Origin of the sequence: Mesorhizobium sp. M1396, from assembly GCF_040317725.1 — a bacterium.
Classification (GTDB): domain Bacteria; phylum Pseudomonadota; class Alphaproteobacteria; order Rhizobiales; family Rhizobiaceae; genus Mesorhizobium.
The window spans coordinates 20,510-40,536 of sequence record NZ_JAMYLA010000042.1 but is presented as its reverse complement, the minus strand read 5'-3'; the positions used below and the strand labels follow the sequence as shown (position 1 = coordinate 40,536).

Below are 20,027 nucleotides of genomic sequence, written 5' to 3'. Positions count from 1 at the left end.
GCCGCTGCGAGGAACTCGACGTAAGCGGCCCGCTGCGCCCCTGTGCAGCCCATAGTCGGCGGTCCTTCCTGTTGCGCAGGAAGCCATTTCGCCGCTATGGGAAACGATATTGGGAATGTCGCATATCGATTTCGGAAAGAGCTTCGCTCATCTCGATCGGCTAGGTCTCAATAGCCATTTGCTCCGACTTCCACTAATTTCGGCGACAAGGACGACAAGGAGCACCCGCATGTCGAAGCTGAAGCAATTGAGCGACCTTGATCTCAAGCTCCTTCGGGTCTTTGTCGTAATTGTTGAACAGGGCAGCTTTGCCGCGGCTCAAGGGCAACTCAATATCTCCCAGTCGGTATTGAGCGAAAATCTCAAGTCACTTGAGATCAGATTGGGCATCCGGTTGTGCGATCGTGGGCCAGGCGGCTTTCGAGTCCTGCCGGAAGGCAAGGATGTCTATGCCGCAGCAAAACGCCTCTTTTTGGCTGTGGACGATTTCAAGTTCGACTTGGCGAGTGTGGGGGACGGACTTTCAGGCGAGTTAGTCCTGGCGCTGGAGGATGACGTTATCGTCAATCCGGCATCGCGAATTCCTGAGGCCTTGAAGGAATACGTAAACTCATACGGACGCCGGATAAAGCTCAAAATCGAGATAATGGCCGGCTTCCAGGTCTTGAGCAAAGTTGCCGACGGCACCGCACAGATCGGCATAACCGTCGCGGTAGACAGAACTCGGCTTCGGGGAATCCAATCAATTCCCCTTTTTAAAGAGACCCTGCGTTTATACTGTGCCGAAGGTCACGAGTTGTACTCCGACAACAGCCCTCTGGCGCAGCAGAAGATTCGTGAATATCATTATTCTAGTCGAGGTCACCTTGAGCCGGAGAATTTCGCTGGCACGCTGAAGGCGGGAGACACCGAAGACATCGGATTGGGAGCGCAGGCTCAGCTTGCACTGATCCTATCCGGGCGCAACGTGGGATATGTACCGGATTACATCGCTGCTTCATACGTCGTTTCGGGGAAATTGAAGCAAATCGGCGAGGTGGGTTCGGAGAATGACGTAGTTGCTGCCGTGAGGTCCAAAAACGCTGGGTTGAAGCCGATAGAGCAGTTGGTCCGAGTGCTTGAAAGGGTTCACAGCAAGCAGACGAAATAGGGTCGGCCTGTCCTCATAAGGGCGAAACAAAGTTCGTCCGTTGCGTATAGTGAGTGCGCTGTTCTCGGCGCATCATTCCCCTTCGAAAGAAGAGGATACAGCCGTGCTCCAGAAACGTCCCTCCGTCGGGCCACTAGATTCACTCCAAGTTCCTCGTTTTGCCGGCATATCTACGTTTATGCGGCTACCGTACCTGCCAGATGGCGCTGATGTGGACATCGGCATCGTCGGGGTGCCCTTCGATTTTCCGACGAACCGCGGTGGAACGAGGCACGGCCCGTCCCAAGTTCGGGAAATGTCGCGCCTCATACGACGCTTTCCAGCGGGAGGCGGGGAGTCGCCATACGACATTTGTACCATTGCAGATCTCGGCGATGCTCCGTTTAATCCTCTGGATGCCCAGAGCGCCGTTGAAGGCATTTCAGCATACTTCAGCGTACTGGCCGAGAAAGGCATTACCCCCGTGGTCTGCGGTGGCGATCATGGAGTGACCTATTTCGTACTGCGCGGAACGGTCACGACGAGCCCGGTCGGCTTTATCCAGTTCGACGCCCACCCAGACACCAACGACGAGCTTTACGGAGATCGCTACAACCACGGCACATTGCTGGCGCGAGGTGTCGAGGAAGGCCTGATAGACCCGAAGCGCGCCGTGACGGTAGGGCTTCGAGGCTCGCGCTTTAGCCGTGAGGACCGTGCATTCAATGAAAAGCACGGCATGCGTATCATAGATTTCGATGAGTTTGAGGCGATGGGCCGCGCGGCTGTCATCAACGAGATCAAGCGCATCGTCGGGACCGGCCCCACCTATCTGACATTCGATATCGACGTACTCGATTCCGCCTACGTGCCGGGAACCGGGTCGCCCGAGCCGGGCGGTCTGAGCATGCGCGACGCCCAGGTCGTGCTTCGTGGCCTCGAAGGACTGGACCTCATAGGAGCCGACATGTGCGAGGTATCGCCACCACTTGATCCACAAGGCATCACGGCTCTCAACGGAGCCAACATTCTGTTCGAGCTGTTGTGCATAGTCGCTCCGGCCGTCTCGAAACGTTTAGCCAAGCGCTGAGGATCTTACATGCTCTCGACGGATTTGAAGCGCCCGGCACGAGGCGGCGCGCAGGACCTCTTCTACTCGCAAGCCAACACCAAGGGGCTTCCCACCGTCGTCCGTGGCGATGGAGTCTACATCTTCGACGACAAGGGAAACCGGTTCCTGGACGTCATTTCGGGAGCCATGGCCGCTTCCTTGGGGCAAGGCAACGAACGCGTTCTCAAGGCAATGTACGACCAGGGGATGAAGCACACCTTCTCCTACGTCAGGGTCAGCCGACATTTGCCGAATGCCGTCCTTACCGAGAAGGTGGCCGCGCTCGCCGGACCGGGTTTCGAACGCGTCCATCTGTCGTCGGGAGGGTCGGAATCGGTTGAGATGGCGATAAAGTTCCTTCGCCAGTACAGCTACGCCAAGGGAGATAGGTCGAAGACGAAAGTCATAACCCTCATGCCCTCCTACCATGGCGGGACGCTGGCGACGATCGGCTGGACCGGGGACGAGGATGCCGCAGCCGTCTGGGGGCCGATGGCCGTGTTCGGCGAGAAAATCCCGGCTCCACTTTCTTATCGCCCGCCGTTCGGGTCCACTTCCGAAGAAGGGGCGCTTGGCGTTTCGGCCGCACTTGAAGCCAAGATCGTGGAACTCGGCGCGGAAAACGTGCTCGCATTCATGATCGAGCCGATCGGCGGTCAATCGACGGGCGCCAACGTGCCCCATCCGATCTTCTTCTCAGAGGTCCACCGGATCTGTCGGAAATACGGCGTGTTCCTGGTTTTTGACGAGATCGTCAGCGCTTGTCGCTCAGGAAAATTCCTCGCGGCACACCACTATCCGGACTTCAAACCGGACGTCGTCATTACGGCAAAAGGACTTGGCGCAACCTATACGCCGATCGGCGCGATGATGGCGTCGGCGAAGATGGTGGACGAGCTTGCCGCTCTCACAGGCTTCAATCTCTCGCACACATACAATGCCAATCCCATCACCTGTGCAGGCGCGGCGGCCGTGCTGGATGAAATGACGGAACGCAACCTGATCGCCAACGCATCCCATCTGGGTGCGAAGTTGCGCGCCCGGTTGGAGAGCATCAAGGAAAACTCACCGGTGGTGGGCGACGTTCGCGGCCAGGGCCTGATGATGGCAATCGAATATGTTCGCGACAAACAGACCAAAGAGGTCTTCTCCGAGGAAATCTATGCGAGCGACCGCATTCGCCAGATCGGCGTCCATCACGGCCTGATGCTCTATTCGCGCCGGCAAAATGGCGGCCGCTATGGTGAGTGGTCTGTCGTCTGCCCGCCACTGATCATTACCGAACAGCAGATAGACGATCTGGCGGACCGCCTGGAACGCACGCTTGAAGTCTTTGCCGACGAAATGACGAGGGCGGGTATGCTGTGATGCGGTACGAAGAGTTCCAGTTTCTGAAATTCGATCGCCGGCCGAACGGGGTCCTTCTGGTAACCATAAATCGCCCCGAAAAGCTGAACGCCGCCAACAACGTGCTGCATCATGAGCTTGCAGAGGTTTGGCTGACGGTAAAGACCGACCCGGAGGTTCGGGTCATCGTCATCACCGGCGCGGGTCGAGCCTTCTGTGTAGGCGGCGATCTGAACGACGAAGTGGCGAAGCTCGGCAACATTGATCCTGTCATCGAGATGGGAGAACTGGCGCTGCGCATCGTCTACAACATGCTTCATCTCGATAAGCCGATCATTTCAGCCATCAACGGCCCTGCTGCTGGAGCCGGGCTCGCAGTGGCGCTAACTGCTGACATCTCCATCATCGCCGAAGATGCCCGGATCACGGATGCACATGTGAACATTGGCGTCGCCTCCGGGGACCACGCCGTCATGCACTGGCCGCTCTACTGCGGTCTTCCCAAGGCGAAGCTATATCTTTTGACAGCAGACCTTCTGGACGGTCGCGAAGCCGAGCGCATTGGCCTGGTCTCGATGTGCAAGCCGCTGAGCGAGCTCATGGACACGGCTATGGACCTTGCCGACCGAATTGCGCGCAAGCCGCAGAGGGCCGTGCAATGGACAAAGCGTTGCCTCAACCACTGGCTGCGCCAGGCAGCGCCGATACTCGACCTGTCGGTTGCTTATGAGGGCCTCAATTTCATGGAGCCCGACGCAAAGGAAGGGCTGGAGGCTTTCCTGCAGAAACGTCAACCAAATTTTCCCTCGACGCGGTGAAACTCGATGCATGTCGCTCATTTTGTCCATCGATCAGCGGTTCGCTACCCTCAAAGACCATTGTGGTTGGGCGATGATTTCACCATCAGCTATGCGGAAGGCTCTGCGCGGCTCAATCGCATTTCCAACGCGCTGCTTGCGCGGGGAAAAAAGGGGGACAGGGTCGCCATCCTGTCCGCCAATCGCTTCGAGGCCTATGAAGTCTATCTCGCGGCGATGAATGCAGGCATGGCGGCGGTGCCGCTGAACCCCAAGCAGCACCCAAGTGAACAACTGTTCGCGGTGTCCGATTCCCAGGCCCGCTTCATGGTCTTCTCCCCCGAGTTTGCACCCGTGGCCGCGTCCATTCGGCAGGGCGTGCAGCAGGTCGAGCATTGGATCGGGATCGACGGAACCGAGCCCGAAGTCATCCCCTATCTCGCCCTCAGCAAATATGCCGATTGTTCACCACCTGCCGTGACAATCGAGCCCGATGACCTGGCCTGGCTGTTTTATACTTCGGGGACCACTGGCGTGCCCAAGGGGGCGATGGAGACCCATCGAAACCTCGTCACGATGGTTCAGCAGTTCAGGCAGGTCCTTCTCGCCGATGCCGACGAACACGACGTCATGCTTCACCTTGCGCCAATCGCGCACGGCACGGCGAGCGTCGGTCTGGCTCACCTCGCCGTAGGCGCCGCGCAGGCTTTTCCGCTCTCCCGCAGCTTCGAACCGGACAAGGTCTTCGAAGCTATCGAGCGCTACGGTGTTACCGCAAGCTTTCTCGCCCCCACGATGGTGCAGCTGCTTCTGAAGTCTCCCAACGCCGGAAACTACAACCTCAGCTGCCTCAAGAATGTGATCTACGGCGGCGGACCGATGTACGTCGAAGTGCTCAAGCAGGCGATCGAAACATTCGGCTGCGTGTTCAGCCAAATCTACGGCCAGGGCGAGGCACCGATGACCTGCGCGGGACTTCACAAATCCGAGCATGTGGCAACCGGATCGGCTGCCCGGCTAGGATCGGCAGGGCGCGAAATGCCGGGCGTGATGATCCGCATTGTCGACACCGATGACAGCCCGGTAGGCGCTGACGTCCACGGCGAGATCACCGTCCGGTCGGATCTGGTCATGAAAGGCTATTGGAACCGTCCCGATGCGACCGCGGAGACCCTTCGCAACGGATGGCTCCATACCGGGGATATCGGTTATCTCGACAAGGACGGGTTTTTGTTCGTGACCGACCGGATCAAAGACATGATCATTTCGGGCGGAGCCAACATCTATCCTCGCGAAATCGAAGAAATCTTGCTGCAGCACGACGCGGTCGGAGAGGTCGCGGTTATCGGCGTTCCCGACGACCAATGGGGAGAGTCGGTCAAGGCTCTGGTCGTCTTGCGGGAGGGTCGGACAGCGACGGGCCCGGAACTTATCGAATTCTGCCGCGCGCGGATCGCCTCATACAAGAAGCCCAAATCCGTCGATTTCGTGGACGGACTGCCCAAGAGCGCCTTCGGAAAAGTCCTCAAGCGTGAACTCCGGTCCAGCCACTGGAAGGACCAAGCCCGGAAGATCTGATTGGTCCGCGCATATCCGGTGGCGCAAACGACGATGCCGCCGGGAAAACTGATTTCAACGTGTCGGGCCGCCATGAGCGCTTCCCAACAGGAGAGCGGAATGCACCTTCCCATGCAAATGAAAGCGATGGTCCTGACAGGACATGGCGGGCTGGAAAAGCTTGAGTACAGGGACGTTCCCGTGCCCGCTCTGGCCGATGGAGACGTCCTGATAAAAGTCGCGGCCTGCGGCGTAAACAACACGGACATCAATACGCGAACGGGCTGGTATGCTCCCAGCGTGAAGACTGCCTTGACGGAAGAAATCGGCCTGCGAGGCGTATCCTCCGAGGCGCAAGATCTTGGCAGCTGGGATCGCGCGTCGCTGCAGTTTCCCCGCATACAAGGGGCAGATGCGACAGGAACGATCGTGGAGGTTGGCCCCGACGTTCCGAGATCCCGGATCGGCGAACGGGTCATAACCGATCCCTGCATTCGGGACGCGCGCCTTCCGCCTTTGTCCCAAGGCGTCCTGTATTTCGGAAGCGAATATGACGGGGGCTACGCCGAGTATACCAAAATCCCCAGCGGCAATGCCGTAAAAATCACCAGCACGCTTTCTGATGAGGATCTTGCGAGCTTTGCCTGCTCTTACTCCACGGGCGAGGAAATGCTGGTGCGCGTCAACCTTCAGGCCGGGGAAACGGTGCTGATAACCGGGGCGTCGGGAGGCGTCGGATCAGCACTCGTGCAACTGGCCAAACGTCGTGGCGCGCGGGTTATCGCCGTCGGCGGAAAATCCAAGGAACAGTCCATTCGAGTCCTCGGTGCTGACGACTTCATTCCCCGAGAACGAGACGATCTGTTTGAAGCGGTCACTGAGATTGTGGGGTTGCGTGAAATCGATGCCGTTGCCGATGTGACCGGCGGCCCCACCTTTTCGCAGATGCTGCGCGTTCTTCGCCGTGCTGGCCGGTACGTGTCGGCGGGCGCGATTGCGGGCCCATGCCCCGAGATCGACCTGCGTGATCTCATCTACAAGGATCTACAGATGTGGGGGGTGGGAAATCCGCAGGCGAGCACCTTCGCTGCGCTGGTCGGCTATATCGAGCGCGGTGAGATCAAGCCGCTCGTCGCAAAGACGTTTGCCCTGAGCGAACTCAGAGAGGCGCACACCGAATTCGTTTCAAAGAAGCATGTCGGAAAGATCGTTATCAAGATCTAGCTCCGAATTGAGGGATTGTCACGAATGCTTACTATCGATGCGCAGCGATTCATGGCGCGGCACGAGTCGCTGGCAAAGTGGGGGGCGACTGGCAAAGGCGGCGTCAATCGTCCGGCCCTGAGTGCCGATGAGACGGGGGCAAGACGAGAACTTCTCGACTGGGCAAGGAAACGCGACTTTGTGTGCTGCGTGGACCCGATCGGCAACCTTTTTGTCCGGCGCCAAGGGAGCTCGGCGAATGCTCCGCCCATTCGAATGGGCTCTCATCTGGACAGCCAGATGCCTGGCGGCAATTATGACGGGGTGTACGGGGTTCTCGCGGCCTTCGAGGTGCTTGAGACGCTGGAGGACAACGCATTTGCAGTCGATGCCCCGCTAGAGTTGGTCATCTGGAACAATGAAGAGGGGTGTCGCTTTCCCCCTACGACCATGGGGTCGGCGGTTCATGGTGGCTCCCTTTCCCTGGACCAAGCGCTGTCTGCCGTCGACAGAGAGGGCATCAACGTTGGCCAGGCTTTGGAACGAAGCCTTCCGGCTCTTGGAACGCTGACGCCAGTCGACCTCGGATCACCCTGCAGCGGCTATATCGAAGCGCACATTGAGCAGGGCCCAGTACTCGAGGCACTGGGTCTTTCGGTCGGTGTTGTCAGCGGTATCCAGGGCATCGCGCAATTCGTATTCGAAGTTGAGGGCGAGGAGGCGCATGCAGGGACGACCCCCCGGGACAAGCGCAAGGATGCGCTGCGCGAGGCGATCAATCTCGTCGAAGAGTTGGCCTCGGCAATCGAGCACGACGATGATGTGCGCTTTACGGTTGGAAAGTTCGAGGTCGCGCCCGGGGCGATAAACACCGTCCCCGCCAAGGTGGTCTTCACACTGGATCTTCGACATCCCAACAGTGAAGAACTTGCACGCCTGATCCAAGTCGTCTTGGCTATGTGTTCCAGTCCGCGGCGCATCTGTGGCGTACAATGCAGGCAGGTCCTTAATTCTCCACCGGTCCAGTTCGACGCGGCGGTGACGGCGGTCATAGCGGATTCGTGCGCAAAAGCCGGCATCGAGACGATGACACTGCCATCTGGAGCAACCCACGATGCCAAGCATATGGCGCAACTTTGCCCGTCAGGCATGATATTCATTCCCTGCCGGGATGGCATCAGCCATAGCAATCGGGAACATGCCAGCGCGCCGGATATGATCCAGGGCGCCAACATTCTGTTGGCGTCCATCGTTCGGCTTGCCGAACTGAAAAGTGTCGGCGCTTCCGACCAAAAACACGAACGCGTCTAGCTGGGAGAGAGTTTCATGTCCATGCAATCCAATTGGAGTTTCCCCACCGACGTTCGGTTTGGTGCAGGCAGAATTCGCGAGCTGCCGCAGGCCCTTCGCGACGCGGGCATCCGAAATCCGCTGTTCGTGACCGACCGGGGCCTGGCGTCACTGCCGATTACAACATCCACGCTCGATATCCTCCGGGATGCAGACATGGAGGCGGCGGTGTTTTCCGACGTACGAGCCAACCCGGTCCTGAAGGGCGTGGAGGACGGTGTGCGCATGTTTCGAGATGGGAAGCATGACGGTGTAGTCGCGTTCGGCGGCGGGTCGGCGCTGGACACCGGCAAGACGATCGCCTTCATGGCGCATCAGAAGGGCACATTGTGGGATTACGACTTCCTCAACGGATATTGGAATCGCGCCGATCCATCCGCGATGGCGCCGTTCGTCACTGTCCCGACCACGGCCGGAACGGGCTCCGATGTGGGACGCGGTGCGATGATCACCGACGAGGCCACGCACACCAAGAAGGTGGTGTTCCATCCGCTGATGAGGGCCAAGGTTGTCGTCGCGGACCCCGAACTGACCGTAGGCATGCCTCGCCTCGTCACTGTCGGAACCGGGATGGACGCGCTCGCGCACTGCATCGAGTCGTTGTCAAGCGCCTACTATCATCCGATGTGCGACGCGATCGCCATCGAAGGTGTGCGCTTGATCTTCGAAAACCTTCCGAAGGCGTATTCGAATCCGAATGACATCGAGGCCCGTGGTCACCTGATGAGCGCTGCTGCGATGGGTGCTGTCGCCTTTCAGAAAGGGATGGGCGCCGTCCACGCACTCTCGCATCCGGTCGGTGCGCTCTACGACACACATCACGGTATGACCAATGGCGTTTTCCTGCCCTATGTGATGATCGCAAACCGCTCAGCGATTGAAGATAAGATCGCACGCTTGGCCTCGTATCTCGGTCTTCCAAGAACCTTTGATGCGTTCCTCGAAGCTCTTATTTCGCTGCGAACCCGGCTCGGCGTACCGCACACGCTGGTCGGATTGAACGTGAACGGCGAGCGCCGCGACGAAATTGCAGCGATGGCGATCATCGATTCGTGCGCGCCTGAAAACCCCGTTGAACTGACACGGGAGCTGGCACTTGAGATATTCGATGGCGCCCTTGAAGGGCACCTCAACTGAGCTGTCGAGAGGGGCTCTTGGTGTGGTGAGGAAGTTCCGTTTGTGGCAGGTGATGAACTGAGGCGCGGCTGACACGGCATAGCCCAAGAGCTTGGGACGGGGGCTGGAAGTTTAAATGTCTTCAAATGGCGCACGGCTGACCTCTGTCGTGTCGATAGGAACATCGACTCTCGGCGCGATCAGTCGATTTGCCTTCAAACACCTTCGAAGGCCGTCCTGGAACCTGAAGGGCCTGAATCTGGCCGCGCCTCTTCCGGCTGAACGACCATCATCGCATGGATTGTGGCTGCGACGTTGTCGGCCGCCGAGATCAGGACGCTGTCAAGATGATGAATGTACCGGCTGGTGATTGAACCCGCTGCATGACCCAACATCGCTGCGATGGTCGGCTCCGTATAGCCGAGTTCTGAGGCGACCGAGGCGAAGGAATGCCTCAGGGTATGGGGCGTCACGTCTTCAAGTCTCGCCTTCTTTACAATCCGCTTCCAGCCTCTCGCCATTCCGCCAAACACCTGCCCGTCGCGCACGGGTGCCAGCACGGTTGGGCAGTCTTCGACTGCCTCAATGGTTGCGATATAGTCCAACACCGTTCGTCCGATCGGCCGCAGCGATGCTCCCTCCTTGCTGTCCTCCAGTCGGAGACACCCGCCAGTTCGATCCACTTCGGCGTGCTTGAGGTTGATGATTTCGCCCAAACGGCAGCCGGTGAGGGCAAGTAGCCCGATCGCATCGATCAGTTGCGGCGTCTCTTCCTCCGCTCGGGCTTCTGCCAGCGCACAGCCGAGCCGTCCGTATTCTTCGGGTGAAAGCCGACGGCGGCGACGCGCATCCGCAGGGCGCTTCACGCCATGCACCGGATTGGTCTCTATGATGCCCTGGTCGACAGCGAAGGAGATGATGCCGCTCAGCAAGCCGGTCGTGCGGGCCGCGGTGCCTGCCCCGCCCTTCACGATCGATTTGCCGCGCTTGACGGTCTTCTCGACCTTGGCGGTCTTGCCACTCGCCACGTCTCTCAGGAAGCGGTTGATATCGGCCTTGCTGAGATCTACTACGCGCGTCGAGCCAAGCAGCGGAACGATGTGCCGGTTGATCCGTCCTCGGTCAGTGTAAAGGGTGCTCGCCTTTTTGGAGCGATTTCCCTTGCCGAGCACCAAGCCTTTCTCAGCCATGGCCAGATAATCTTGACACAATTCGCGAACCGTAATCGATCGACGGCGTGTTGCCCGATCGTCGGCAGGATCCCTGCCTTTCACGACCCCGCCGAGTTCTCCCATAGCCAGCTTGCGCGCCTGCTCCACGGTGAGCGGTCCATGCCGCCCAATGGTCATACGTTTACGGACGCCGTGGACATTGCGATAATCGACGAAGTAGGTGCGCGTCCCACTCGCCTGGACGAAGATGCCGAAGCCCTTGAGTTCACTGCACCAGATGGTGAACTGCTTCTCTCGTGGTGTAGCCCTGTCTACGATGGTCTTGGTCAACTTCGGCACAGTCCCGATCCTTTGCTCACCACATACTCACCAGATCGAAGCTGATGATAGAGCAATGTAGCGTACAGGCGGTCGGCCTAAAATTCAACAAGCTATTGTTAAAATAGGCATTTTCGTGCTGTATCGTATTTTTGGCGGCTCGCTTCTGTGCAAGGAATTTGCTCTCCGAAGGCAGAGGTCACAGATTCGAATTCTGTCGGGTGCGCCAGTTTCAATATATTCCAAAGGATTAGGCCGGCGTGGGTCCGTTAGCTCGATGTCGGGCAATTTGCACGTAAGCGGCAGAGGCCGGTTTCCACTCATTGTACTGGCGCCAATCGATGCGACTTCGTGCGGAATACGGCAAAAGCAGCCCATTTTCTTGCGAAAGTCGGCATCAAACAAGTGGCAGAGTGCTGACTGCTGCTCACAAAGGCAGTGGTCAAAGTCATGCGGCCCGTAGTGGATTTGGACACGTAGTGTTAGAGGTGCTCATCATCGCACGCGGCTGGAATTGGGCCGGGCACTGACCGGCTGCTACCGGGGAGCTCTGTCCAGAACCTGCCATTTCGCTATATTCACAATCCGCTTGCGATCCAGGCTCCTTCGCTATCACGCCGCTGCTTGATCCCTACGGCCTAGCGATTGGGCGAAAAGGATAATGACCGAGGTCGCCCTCAATCCAACATTTTTACTTACGTATTAATCAAGTAAAATTAAGTATATTTGAATGAAATGTCCTTCTATCGTCGCGACTGCCGCCTGACGGGCCGTGTGGTGTTCCTCGCGACCCTTGGGTTTCTGGTGGGAACGCATCCAATAGAACGGCAAGAGCCGTCGAAAAAATTCATTGATCCCCGCCAAAGCCAGTCAGTCGGCGACCAAATTCGCCATCGCGATCCGAAAGGGGAACTAGAATGACTCTTCTCAAAATTCTGACGGCCGGCTTCTTGGCCGGACTCGCATTCGTTGCCACCGAGGCCTCTGCATCGGTGTTGGACACAGTCAAGCAGCGCGGTGTGCTGAATTGCGGAACTGACAACACCGCACCGGGCTTCGGTTACCTCAACACCGCAACAGGCAAGATGGAAGGCCTCGACGTCGATTTCTGCAAGGCCATCGCCGCTGGCGTTCTGGGCGACGCATCCAAGGTGAAGTTCGTCACCGTAACCGACAAGAGCCGCTTCGATGCGGTCCTGACTGGCCAGGTCGACGTGGTCTTTGCTCACACGACGATGAAACCGGCCCGGGAGTCAGCCATCGCGATCGATTTTCTGCCCATCAATTTCTATGACGGCACGGGGATCATGGTGAAGGTCGCGTCGGGCGCGAAGCAGTTCGCCGATCTCGACGGCGCCACCTTCTGCACGACCCAGGGCTCGGCAACCGAAACCGTTCTCAGCAGTGCATTCAAGGCTCGTGGCTGGAAAGATTCCAAGGTCCTCACCTACGAGAACCTCGAGAAGCTGTTCGCCGCGCTGAACTCGGGTCGCTGCAACGCCATGAGCACTGACCGCTCCGCCCTTGCTGCCTGGGCTGGCAACTCGGCCAAGCCGGCAGACTATCTGATCTTGCCCGATACGCTCGACAAGTCGCCATTCGCCGGCTTTGTCGTCGCGAATGACTCGCGGTGGCGCAACGCGCTTCGCTGGATCAGCTACGGCCTGTTCCAGGCCGAAGAGTCCGGCGTCACGCAGGCCAACCTGGAAGAGAAGCTGAAGAGCAACGATCCCTTCATCCAGAAGTTCCTCGGCGTCGGTGCCGGATTCGGCAAGGATTTCGGTTTGCCGGACGACTTTAACGCGCAGGCGATCAAGGCGGTCGGTAACTACGGCGAGCTCTACGATCGTAACCTGGGGCCAAAGACGAAGATGTTCCTGGACCGCAAGGGCACGCCGAACGCCCCATGGACCGAGGGCGGTGCGATCTATTCCCCGCTGTGGAACTGACCACGTGAACCGACCGGGGCGGGCTCCTCCGCCCCGGCGTCTATCCCTGGCGGCTCGGATCTGGACAATGGCGTTGGAACAGGCAAATGCAGGCGTCGCGCGCTCGGATGCAGCTTCTATCGTTGCGCGCCGACGCCGTAACAGGGTCAAATATCAGGCAACACAGCTGGCGATCGTTGTCGTGGCAATCGCGCTGGTACTGCTGCTCGGTATGCTGGTGAACAGCGGTCTCGCTCAGCGCGGGATCAACTTCACCTTCACCTTCCTTTGGAACAGTGCAGGCTTTGACATAAGCGAGGGGAAGACAGTTGTTTTCGATCAGAGCATCGGGCCAAGACTCACCGATTTCACTGCTGACCTCAATCTCGCGCAGGCGTTTGTAGCCGGCCTCTTCAACACGCTGAAGGTCGCGATCCTCGGTATCGTGCTCAGCACTGTGCTTGGCACTCTCTTCGGTGTTGGACGACTCTCAACCAACTGGGTCGTCCGTAATCTCTGCTTCTGGGTGGTCGAGTTCGTAAGAAACACGCCGCTCTTGATCCAGATCGTTTTCTGGTATTTCGCGGTCGTCCTGCAGTTTCCTGCAATCGCAAGCGCCGCCAAGTTTCATGGTGTGATCATTAGCCAACAGGGACTTTATCTGCCGACACTCACCTGGCAAGGCGCAGGCGATGCCGTGGCCCTAGTTCTGTTGACAGCATGCGTCGTCGCCATCGTCGGAACGATTTTCGACCGCGGCAGGGCGCGCTGGTTATGCTGCGCCGTTGCGGTTGTCGTTTTTGCCCTGATGCTCGGTAAGGGCACGATCGCCGTCGATTTTCCGATGGCCTCGAAATTTAAGGCGAGCGGCGGGACTAGCATCAGCCCTGAGATGGCCGCGCTGCTCCTGGGTATCGTGTTCAATAGCGCGTCCTACATCGCGGAGATTGTCCGTGGTGCGATCGATACGCTGCCCAAGGGCCAATGGGAGGCCGCGGCCGCACTTGGCCTAAGCCGTAGAGACATCGTCAACGACATCATCCTGCCCCAGGTCTTCCGGGTGGTACTGCCTTCGTTTGGCAACCAGTATATCAGTCTCACCAAGAACACCGCGCTTGGCATCGCCATCGGCTATCCAGACCTCTTCAACATCTATGGCACCGTTGCAAACCAGACCGGCCATAGCCTTGAGGGCATCATCATCGTGATGCTCGCCTATCTAGTAATCAGCTGGATCATCAGCGCTATCGTAGGTGCGATCGACCATCGCCTCAACGCCGTTGGAGCTGCGCGATGATTGCTAAACCTCTGAAATGGTCGCACCACAATCTGTTCGGCAAGCCGTTCGACGTCCTGCTTTCGCTGACGGTGATCCCAGCCGTCATCTGGATGGCCTTTGAGGCTCTGCGCTGGGCGCTCACGGTCGCCCAATGGGACATCATTCCCCGCAGCATCCGCGTGCTCATGATCGGCATATTCCCGGCCGACCAGGCTTGGCGGGCTTGGACCGCGGCCCTGATCATTACCGCGCTGCTTGGTGCGGGACTTGGCTGCGTTTTCGCGCTCCGAAGACACCACGGGTTGGTGCTTGCTCTCTGCGCACTCGCCTGCTTGGCGGCCGGGTTTGTCCGGGATCCTGTGGCGGTGGGCTTCGCGATGGCCGGCCTAGCCCTGTTTGGTGGCACCTGGTTCGCCAGCTCCCACTCTACGGTTGCCCGGCGCTTGGTTCTACCGGGTGCCGCCGTGGGCCTCATCGCCATCTTTGCCGTCATAGCGCCCCCCGGAGTGGGCCTGTGGGGCGGTTTGCTGCTCAGCATCCTTCTGACCCTCGTGACATCCATCGTAAGCCTTCCTATCGGCATCCTCTTGGCTTTCGGCAGACGTAGCCGCTTCTCGAGCGTGCGCTGGATCTGCACCGCCTATATCGAGGTAATGCGATCAGTGCCGCTTATCCTGGTCATCTACTGGATCTGGATCATCATGCCGGTGCTCACGCCACAGCTGAGCATTGCCGACGTGGCGCGAGGCATGATCGGCTTCACGATTTTCTACTCCGCCTACGTTGCAGAATACGTCCGGAGCGGCCTGCAGGCGGTGCCTCGCGGCCAGGTCGAGGCGGCCCGGTCTCTCGGCATGGCCGAATTCGACATCAACCGGTCCATCGTTCTGCCCCAGGCGTTGCGCGTCGTCGTGCCCGCCCTGGTTGGCAACGTTCTCGATATCTTCAATGCCGCGCCACTGGTCTTCATCATCGGCCTTACGGACTTCCTGCGCGCGGGCCAAATGATTCTCGCGAATCCCGAATACAGCAATCGGACCTATGAAGTGTATGCCTTCCTGTTCTTGACATATTTCCTGATCGGATCGGTCATAACCTTCGTAGCCCGTAAACTCGAAGCCCATCTGGCGCGCGGCAGCCGCTGAGCATCAACCCAAGAGGAGCCGATCGATGAATGCGATTGTCGAAATGTCGGGCGTGAACAAGTTCTATGGCACCCACCATGTCTTGAAGGACGTCGATCTCTCGGTGACGCGGGGCGAGGTCGTGGTCGTGGTCGGCGCCAGCGGATCTGGAAAATCGACGCTCATCCGCTGTGTTAACGGCCTGGAAATGTACCAGACCGGCAATCTTCGAGTGGATGGCTACAAGATGCCTGTCCAGGCGGACCGCGTGCTGGGCGGCGAGCGCGAACTGGTGGCCATCCGCAAGGGCGTCGGGATGGTGTTTCAGCAATTCAATCTCTTCCCGCACAAGACAGTTGTCGAGAATATCACGATCGCTCCGATGCGTGTCCGCAAGAAATCTAAGAAAGAGGCCGAGGACACGGCATTGAAACTCCTCGACCGGGTCGGACTTTCAGCGCACTCCCACAAGTACCCAGGCCAGTTGTCCGGCGGGCAACAGCAACGGGTGGCTATCGCCCGTTCGCTTGCGATGGAGCCCCATCTGATGTTGTTCGATGAGCCGACCTCCGCCCTGGATCCGGAGATGATCGGCGAGGTGCTCGACGTCATGCGGGAGCTGGCGGCCGACGGTATGACGATGATGATCGTGACGCACGAGATGGGGTTTGCCCGGGAGGTGGCCGACCGCATCGTTTATATTGATCAGGGCAGTATCCTTGAGATCGGCGAACCGGACGAGTTCTTCGACAACCCCAGAAACGATCGAGCCCGCTCGTTCCTGGCCCGTGTCTTGAAACACTAGCGACATCCAAGGATTCCAATATGAAAGTTCGGCTGCCCACAGATCCCGCCCGCGCCGATCTTCTGGCCGCGAAGCCGACCCTTTGGCTCAATCCCTTGTATCGCAATGGAGCCATCGGTGACGCTGAGCTTCCGATTTCGCCCAACGATGTAACCGATGCTTGTAGAAACTGGGCGCGATTGGCGCCCCTGCTGGCGGCGTGCTTCCCCGAACTTAAGGCGACGTCAGGACGGATTCGATCTGAGCTTGTTGAGCTCAAGGAATTGCATGAGGCCCTTGGCTACAGATCGAGAGAGTTCGGCCGCACCTTCATCAAGGCTGACAGTCATCTCCCCGTGGCTGGCTCCATCAAGGCGCGGGGAGGTGTCTATGAGGTTTTCCTATTTGCCGAGGAGCTCGCCCGAAAGACCGGACTTCTCTCCGACGACGATGACATTGTGAAGCTGGCCGACGACCCAGCCCGGGCACTCTTCTCAGCCTATACCCTCGCCGTCGGCAGTACTGGCAATCTCGGACTGAGTGTCGGAATCGCCGCCCGCGCCCTGGGCTTCAAGGCGACCGTGCACATGTCGTCGGATGCCAAGGCTTGGAAAGTTGAGCGCCTTCGCCGTCTTGGCGTTGAAGTCGTTCAGCACGAAGCTGACTACACAACCGCGGTGGAGAACGCACGGGACAAAGCCGCCTCGGATCCAACCATCTATTTCGTCGATGATGAACAGTCGCGTCACCTCTTCCTGGGATACAGTGCCGCAGCGGGTGAACTAGCAGAGCAACTTGCAGATCTGGGGATCCCGGTCGACGCGGATCATCCGCTATTTCTATACCTGCCTTGCGGTATAGGCGGGGCCCCCGGAGGCGTGGCCTACGGCGCAAAAGCCATTCTTGGTGACCACGTCCACGCCTTCTTTGTCGAGCCTACCCAGTCGCCATGCGCACTTGCGCATATGATGTCCGGGTCCAAGGCACTCGTCTCGGTCTATGATATCGGCCTGACCAACAGAACCGAAGCTGATGGCATGGCGGTCGCGCGAATGTCGTCATTCGTGGCAACAGTGATGCGCGAAATGCTGGCAGGCATTTTCACGGTTGCCGACGACGACCTGTTCAGGTTGCTACGTGCGGCATGGTTAACTCAGGGTCAGAAGCTGGAGCCATCTGCGGCCGCGGCGCTGATTGGACCGAATTTCATCGTCCGACATGAAGCTGGACGCCGATTCCAGCGGGAGAGAGGCCTTCAGGCGAAGATGTCTCGTGCGACCCACATTCTTTGGACCACGGGCGGTTCATTCGTTCCGCAGGAGCAGTTCAAGAACTTCCTGCAGCAAGCGGAAGCTCTTGCCGAGGGCTCTGAGATCGGCACAGGTTCGAATGGTCGTGCTGCCGCTGCTTTGGGGTAATCCTCGCGGCGGCTTATGACAGAATCGGCTTGCGCGTTATCTCGTCTATGAAGATCTGCAACGCCGGGCTTCGTTTCTCTCCCTTTCGGAACGCTAGGAAAATCTTGCGCCGGATTTCCGGAACGACTTTGCATACCCATACGTCTTCGAGGTCGTGACTGGCCCGAAGCCCAGGAAGTATCGAAATGCCATACCCCTGTCGGATCATGGCAATCGTGACCTCGAAACCCTTGCAGCGTGCGACGATGTTTGGTTTGAAGCCGGCTGCCTGACAGGCATCGGCGAGCATTCGTGTGTAGGTTTCGGAGGCAGTATCGATTGCCCACCTTTCGTTCTTGAGCTCCTTGAAGTTGACGGTTGGGCGCTTCGAAAGCTGGTGATGCTTCGATACCATTACGTTGAAGACGTCTTCCAACAGAAAAATGGTTTCGATGTTCGGGTCCAGCGCGCCTGTCGGGATGTTGAGGTCATCGATGATTGCCACATCCGTCTGCCAGCTTCGAAGCGCGGCGACGCTCTCGGCCGGCTCCATTTCGTCGAACTGAACTGTCAAACGCGGATGCATGTCTACCAGACGGTGTACGACCCTTGGAATGAGAGCCGCAGCGACCGACGGGAAGGCCGCCACGCGAACTTCGCCGGACACTACGGTTTTCAATTCAGCGATTTCCGCACGCGCCGATTCGATCTCCTGAAGTATCCGCTCCGCTCGCTCCACGAGTTGTTGGCCCGCGGCCGTCATGACGACGCCACGACCGCGCCGCTCGATCAGCTTGATTCCCACTTCGTCTTCCAGAAGCGCAATCTGTTGTGACACCGCAGATGGGGAGACGTAGAGCGCTTCCGCCACCGCCGCCATGGTCTTGCGGATCGACAATTCGCGCAACGCGCGCAGGCGACCGATGTCCACTTGGTCCTCCTCGATCCTAACGATCAATCATTAGCATCCCTGAAGATATATGCAAATATTATTAACTTTTTCTGGATCATCGCTCAAACTAACGTTCGGGCAGCAGGAAATCCTGACTGTGGAGACTAGCGATGGCCAACTCGCCGAAGGCGTTTTTTTCAACTCACGTCGAGGAGCGCGACCCTCTCGTGGCGAATGCACTTGCTGCAGAACGCGCACGGCAGCAAAACCAGATCGAGTTGATCGCATCCGAGAATATCGTGAGCCGCGCCGTCCTCGACGCGCTAGGCCACGAAATGACGAACAAGACTCTCGAAGGCTATCCGGGCAACCGTTTCCACGGTGGCGGAGAGTTCGTAGACGTCGTCGAGCAGGCTGCGATCGATCGCGCGAAGGAGCTTTTCAACTGCGGTTACGCAAACGTTCAGCCGCACTCGGGCACCCAAGCCAATCTTGCCGTGTTCTTCCTGCTTCTGAAGCCCGGCGATAAGGTTCTTTCGCTGGACCTCGCTGCCGGCGGTCACCTCTCGCACGGTATGAAGGGTAATCTCTCCGGCCGCTGGTTCGACGCCAGCAACTATGGCGTAAATCAGCAGAATGAGGTCATTGATCTCGATGAGATGGCGCGGATCGCAGAAGAAGTGCGCCCCAAGCTGCTCATCACAGGTGGTTCGGCCTATCCGCGCGAACTCAATTTCGAGCGCATGTCGAAGATTGCCAAAAAGGTTGGCGCCTATTTCATGGTTGACATGGCGCATATCGCAGGCCTGGTTGCCGCGGGCGTCCACCCGTCGCCTTTCCCCTATGCCGATATCGTGACTTGCACGACGACCAAGACCCTTCGCGGTCCGCGCGGTGGCCTGATCCTCACGAATAACGAGGACTGGTATAAGAAACTGCAGGCAGCGGTTTTCCCAGGCGTTCAGGGCTCCTTGCACAGCAATGTCCTAGCAGCAAAAGCGATCTGCCTGGGTGAAGCTTTGCGCGACGATTTCAAGGTTTATGCACGTCAGGTGACGTCAAATGCCAAAGTTCTGGCGGGAACACTTGCTGATCGCGGCATCCGCATCGTGTCTGGAGGGACCGATACGCACATCGTTCTTCTCGATCTCTCCAACAAGGGGCTGGTCGGTAAGCAGGTCGAGGTCGTACTCGCCCGAGCGAACATCACATCCAACAAAAACCCTATCCCTGGCGACAGCCCCCGTCCTCCGGAGTGGGTCGGCATGCGCCTTGGTACATCGGCAGCGACGACGCGCGGGCTTAAAGAGGAGGAATTCCGCATACTCGGCAACGTGATTGCAGACCTCATCGATGCCGAAGCCGTCGGCAAGGCAGATGACGTGGTCGAAAGTGCAAAAGCCAAGGTCGCAGCACTAACCAGCAACTTCCCGGTTTACGGGCGCTGACGTAACTCCACCGGCCCCCAAGCATGCCGCTCGCGCTACCGCTTCGTGCGGCATGGCTTTTTACATCCGCTCATG

Annotated in this window: 16 protein-coding genes; 14 read left to right on the top strand and 2 right to left on the bottom strand. The window is 58.6% G+C overall.

What is annotated here, in order from left to right:
• Nucleotides 1-229: 229 nt before the first annotated feature.
• From NKH02_RS24365 to NKH02_RS24330, 8 genes are all read left to right on the top strand, one after another.
• Nucleotides 230-1,150, top strand: coding sequence for a LysR family transcriptional regulator (locus NKH02_RS24365; RefSeq protein WP_352882109.1), 921 nt, complete (start codon nt 230-232; stop codon nt 1,148-1,150).
• 211 nt (nt 1,151-1,361) lie between these two features.
• A complete protein-coding gene (locus tag NKH02_RS24360) occupies nt 1,362-2,219 on the top strand; it encodes an agmatinase (protein WP_352882106.1) in 858 nt (285 codons plus the stop codon).
• A gap of 9 nt (nt 2,220-2,228) precedes the next feature.
• Nucleotides 2,229-3,608 (top strand): aminotransferase family protein, encoded by a 1,380-nt coding sequence (locus NKH02_RS24355; RefSeq protein WP_352882103.1) that lies wholly within the window; start codon nt 2,229-2,231, stop codon nt 3,606-3,608.
• Nucleotides 3,608-4,405 (top strand): enoyl-CoA hydratase/isomerase family protein, encoded by a 798-nt coding sequence (locus NKH02_RS24350; protein WP_352882101.1) that lies wholly within the window; start codon nt 3,608-3,610, stop codon nt 4,403-4,405. Before NKH02_RS24355 ends, NKH02_RS24350 begins: the two co-directional genes overlap by 1 nt.
• Nucleotides 4,406-4,411: 6 nt before the next feature.
• Complete coding sequence (locus NKH02_RS24345; RefSeq protein WP_352882098.1) at nt 4,412-5,962, top strand: acyl-CoA synthetase; 1,551 nt, start codon at nt 4,412-4,414, stop codon at nt 5,960-5,962.
• 99 nt (nt 5,963-6,061) lie between these two features.
• A complete protein-coding gene (locus NKH02_RS24340) occupies nt 6,062-7,165 on the top strand; it encodes an alcohol dehydrogenase family protein (RefSeq protein ID WP_352882096.1) in 1,104 nt (367 codons plus the stop codon).
• Nucleotides 7,166-7,189: 24 nt separating this feature from the next.
• Nucleotides 7,190-8,455 carry a M20 family metallo-hydrolase gene (locus NKH02_RS24335; RefSeq protein ID WP_352882094.1) on the top strand — a complete coding sequence of 422 codons (1,266 nt, stop codon included), beginning with the start codon at nt 7,190-7,192 and terminating at the stop codon, nt 8,453-8,455.
• Between the two features lie 15 nt (nt 8,456-8,470).
• Nucleotides 8,471-9,631, top strand: coding sequence for an iron-containing alcohol dehydrogenase (locus tag NKH02_RS24330; protein ID WP_352882092.1), 1,161 nt, complete (start codon nt 8,471-8,473; stop codon nt 9,629-9,631).
• A 194-nt stretch (nt 9,632-9,825) separates the two neighbouring features.
• On the opposite strand, the gene NKH02_RS24325 is transcribed toward NKH02_RS24330, so the two are convergent.
• A complete protein-coding gene (locus tag NKH02_RS24325) occupies nt 9,826-11,121 on the bottom strand; it encodes a site-specific integrase (protein WP_352882091.1) in 1,296 nt (431 codons plus the stop codon).
• An 896-nt stretch (nt 11,122-12,017) separates the two neighbouring features.
• Between NKH02_RS24325 and NKH02_RS24320 the strand changes: the two genes are divergently transcribed.
• The 5 genes from NKH02_RS24320 to dsdA all read left to right on the top strand — a co-directional run bounded on the left by NKH02_RS24320 (nt 12,018) and on the right by dsdA (nt 17,633).
• Nucleotides 12,018-13,049, top strand: a complete 1,032-nt coding sequence (locus tag NKH02_RS24320; RefSeq protein WP_352869724.1) for a transporter substrate-binding domain-containing protein — start codon at nt 12,018-12,020, stop codon at nt 13,047-13,049.
• 67 nt (nt 13,050-13,116) lie between these two features.
• Nucleotides 13,117-14,325 carry an ABC transporter permease subunit gene (locus NKH02_RS24315; protein WP_352882088.1) on the top strand — a complete coding sequence of 403 codons (1,209 nt, stop codon included), beginning with the start codon at nt 13,117-13,119 and terminating at the stop codon, nt 14,323-14,325.
• Nucleotides 14,322-15,452 (top strand): amino acid ABC transporter permease, encoded by a 1,131-nt coding sequence (locus NKH02_RS24310; protein WP_352869728.1) that lies wholly within the window; start codon nt 14,322-14,324, stop codon nt 15,450-15,452. The genes NKH02_RS24315 and NKH02_RS24310 overlap by 4 nt, the downstream gene beginning before the upstream one ends.
• A gap of 25 nt (nt 15,453-15,477) precedes the next feature.
• A complete protein-coding gene (locus NKH02_RS24305) occupies nt 15,478-16,236 on the top strand; it encodes an amino acid ABC transporter ATP-binding protein (protein WP_352882086.1) in 759 nt (252 codons plus the stop codon).
• Between the two features lie 20 nt (nt 16,237-16,256).
• Nucleotides 16,257-17,633: a D-serine ammonia-lyase gene (gene dsdA / locus NKH02_RS24300; protein ID WP_352882083.1), complete on the top strand. Its 1,377-nt coding sequence runs from the start codon at nt 16,257-16,259 to the stop codon at nt 17,631-17,633.
• Between the two features lie 13 nt (nt 17,634-17,646).
• On the opposite strand, the gene NKH02_RS24295 is transcribed toward dsdA, so the two are convergent.
• Nucleotides 17,647-18,543, bottom strand: a complete 897-nt coding sequence (locus tag NKH02_RS24295) for a LysR family transcriptional regulator (protein ID WP_352882082.1) — start codon at nt 18,541-18,543, stop codon at nt 17,647-17,649.
• A gap of 131 nt (nt 18,544-18,674) precedes the next feature.
• Here NKH02_RS24295 and NKH02_RS24290 point away from each other — a divergent pair, with 131 nt between their 5' ends.
• Nucleotides 18,675-19,952: a 2-methylserine hydroxymethyltransferase gene (locus NKH02_RS24290; RefSeq protein ID WP_352882080.1), complete on the top strand. Its 1,278-nt coding sequence runs from the start codon at nt 18,675-18,677 to the stop codon at nt 19,950-19,952.
• Nucleotides 19,953-20,027: the final 75 nt, after the last annotated feature.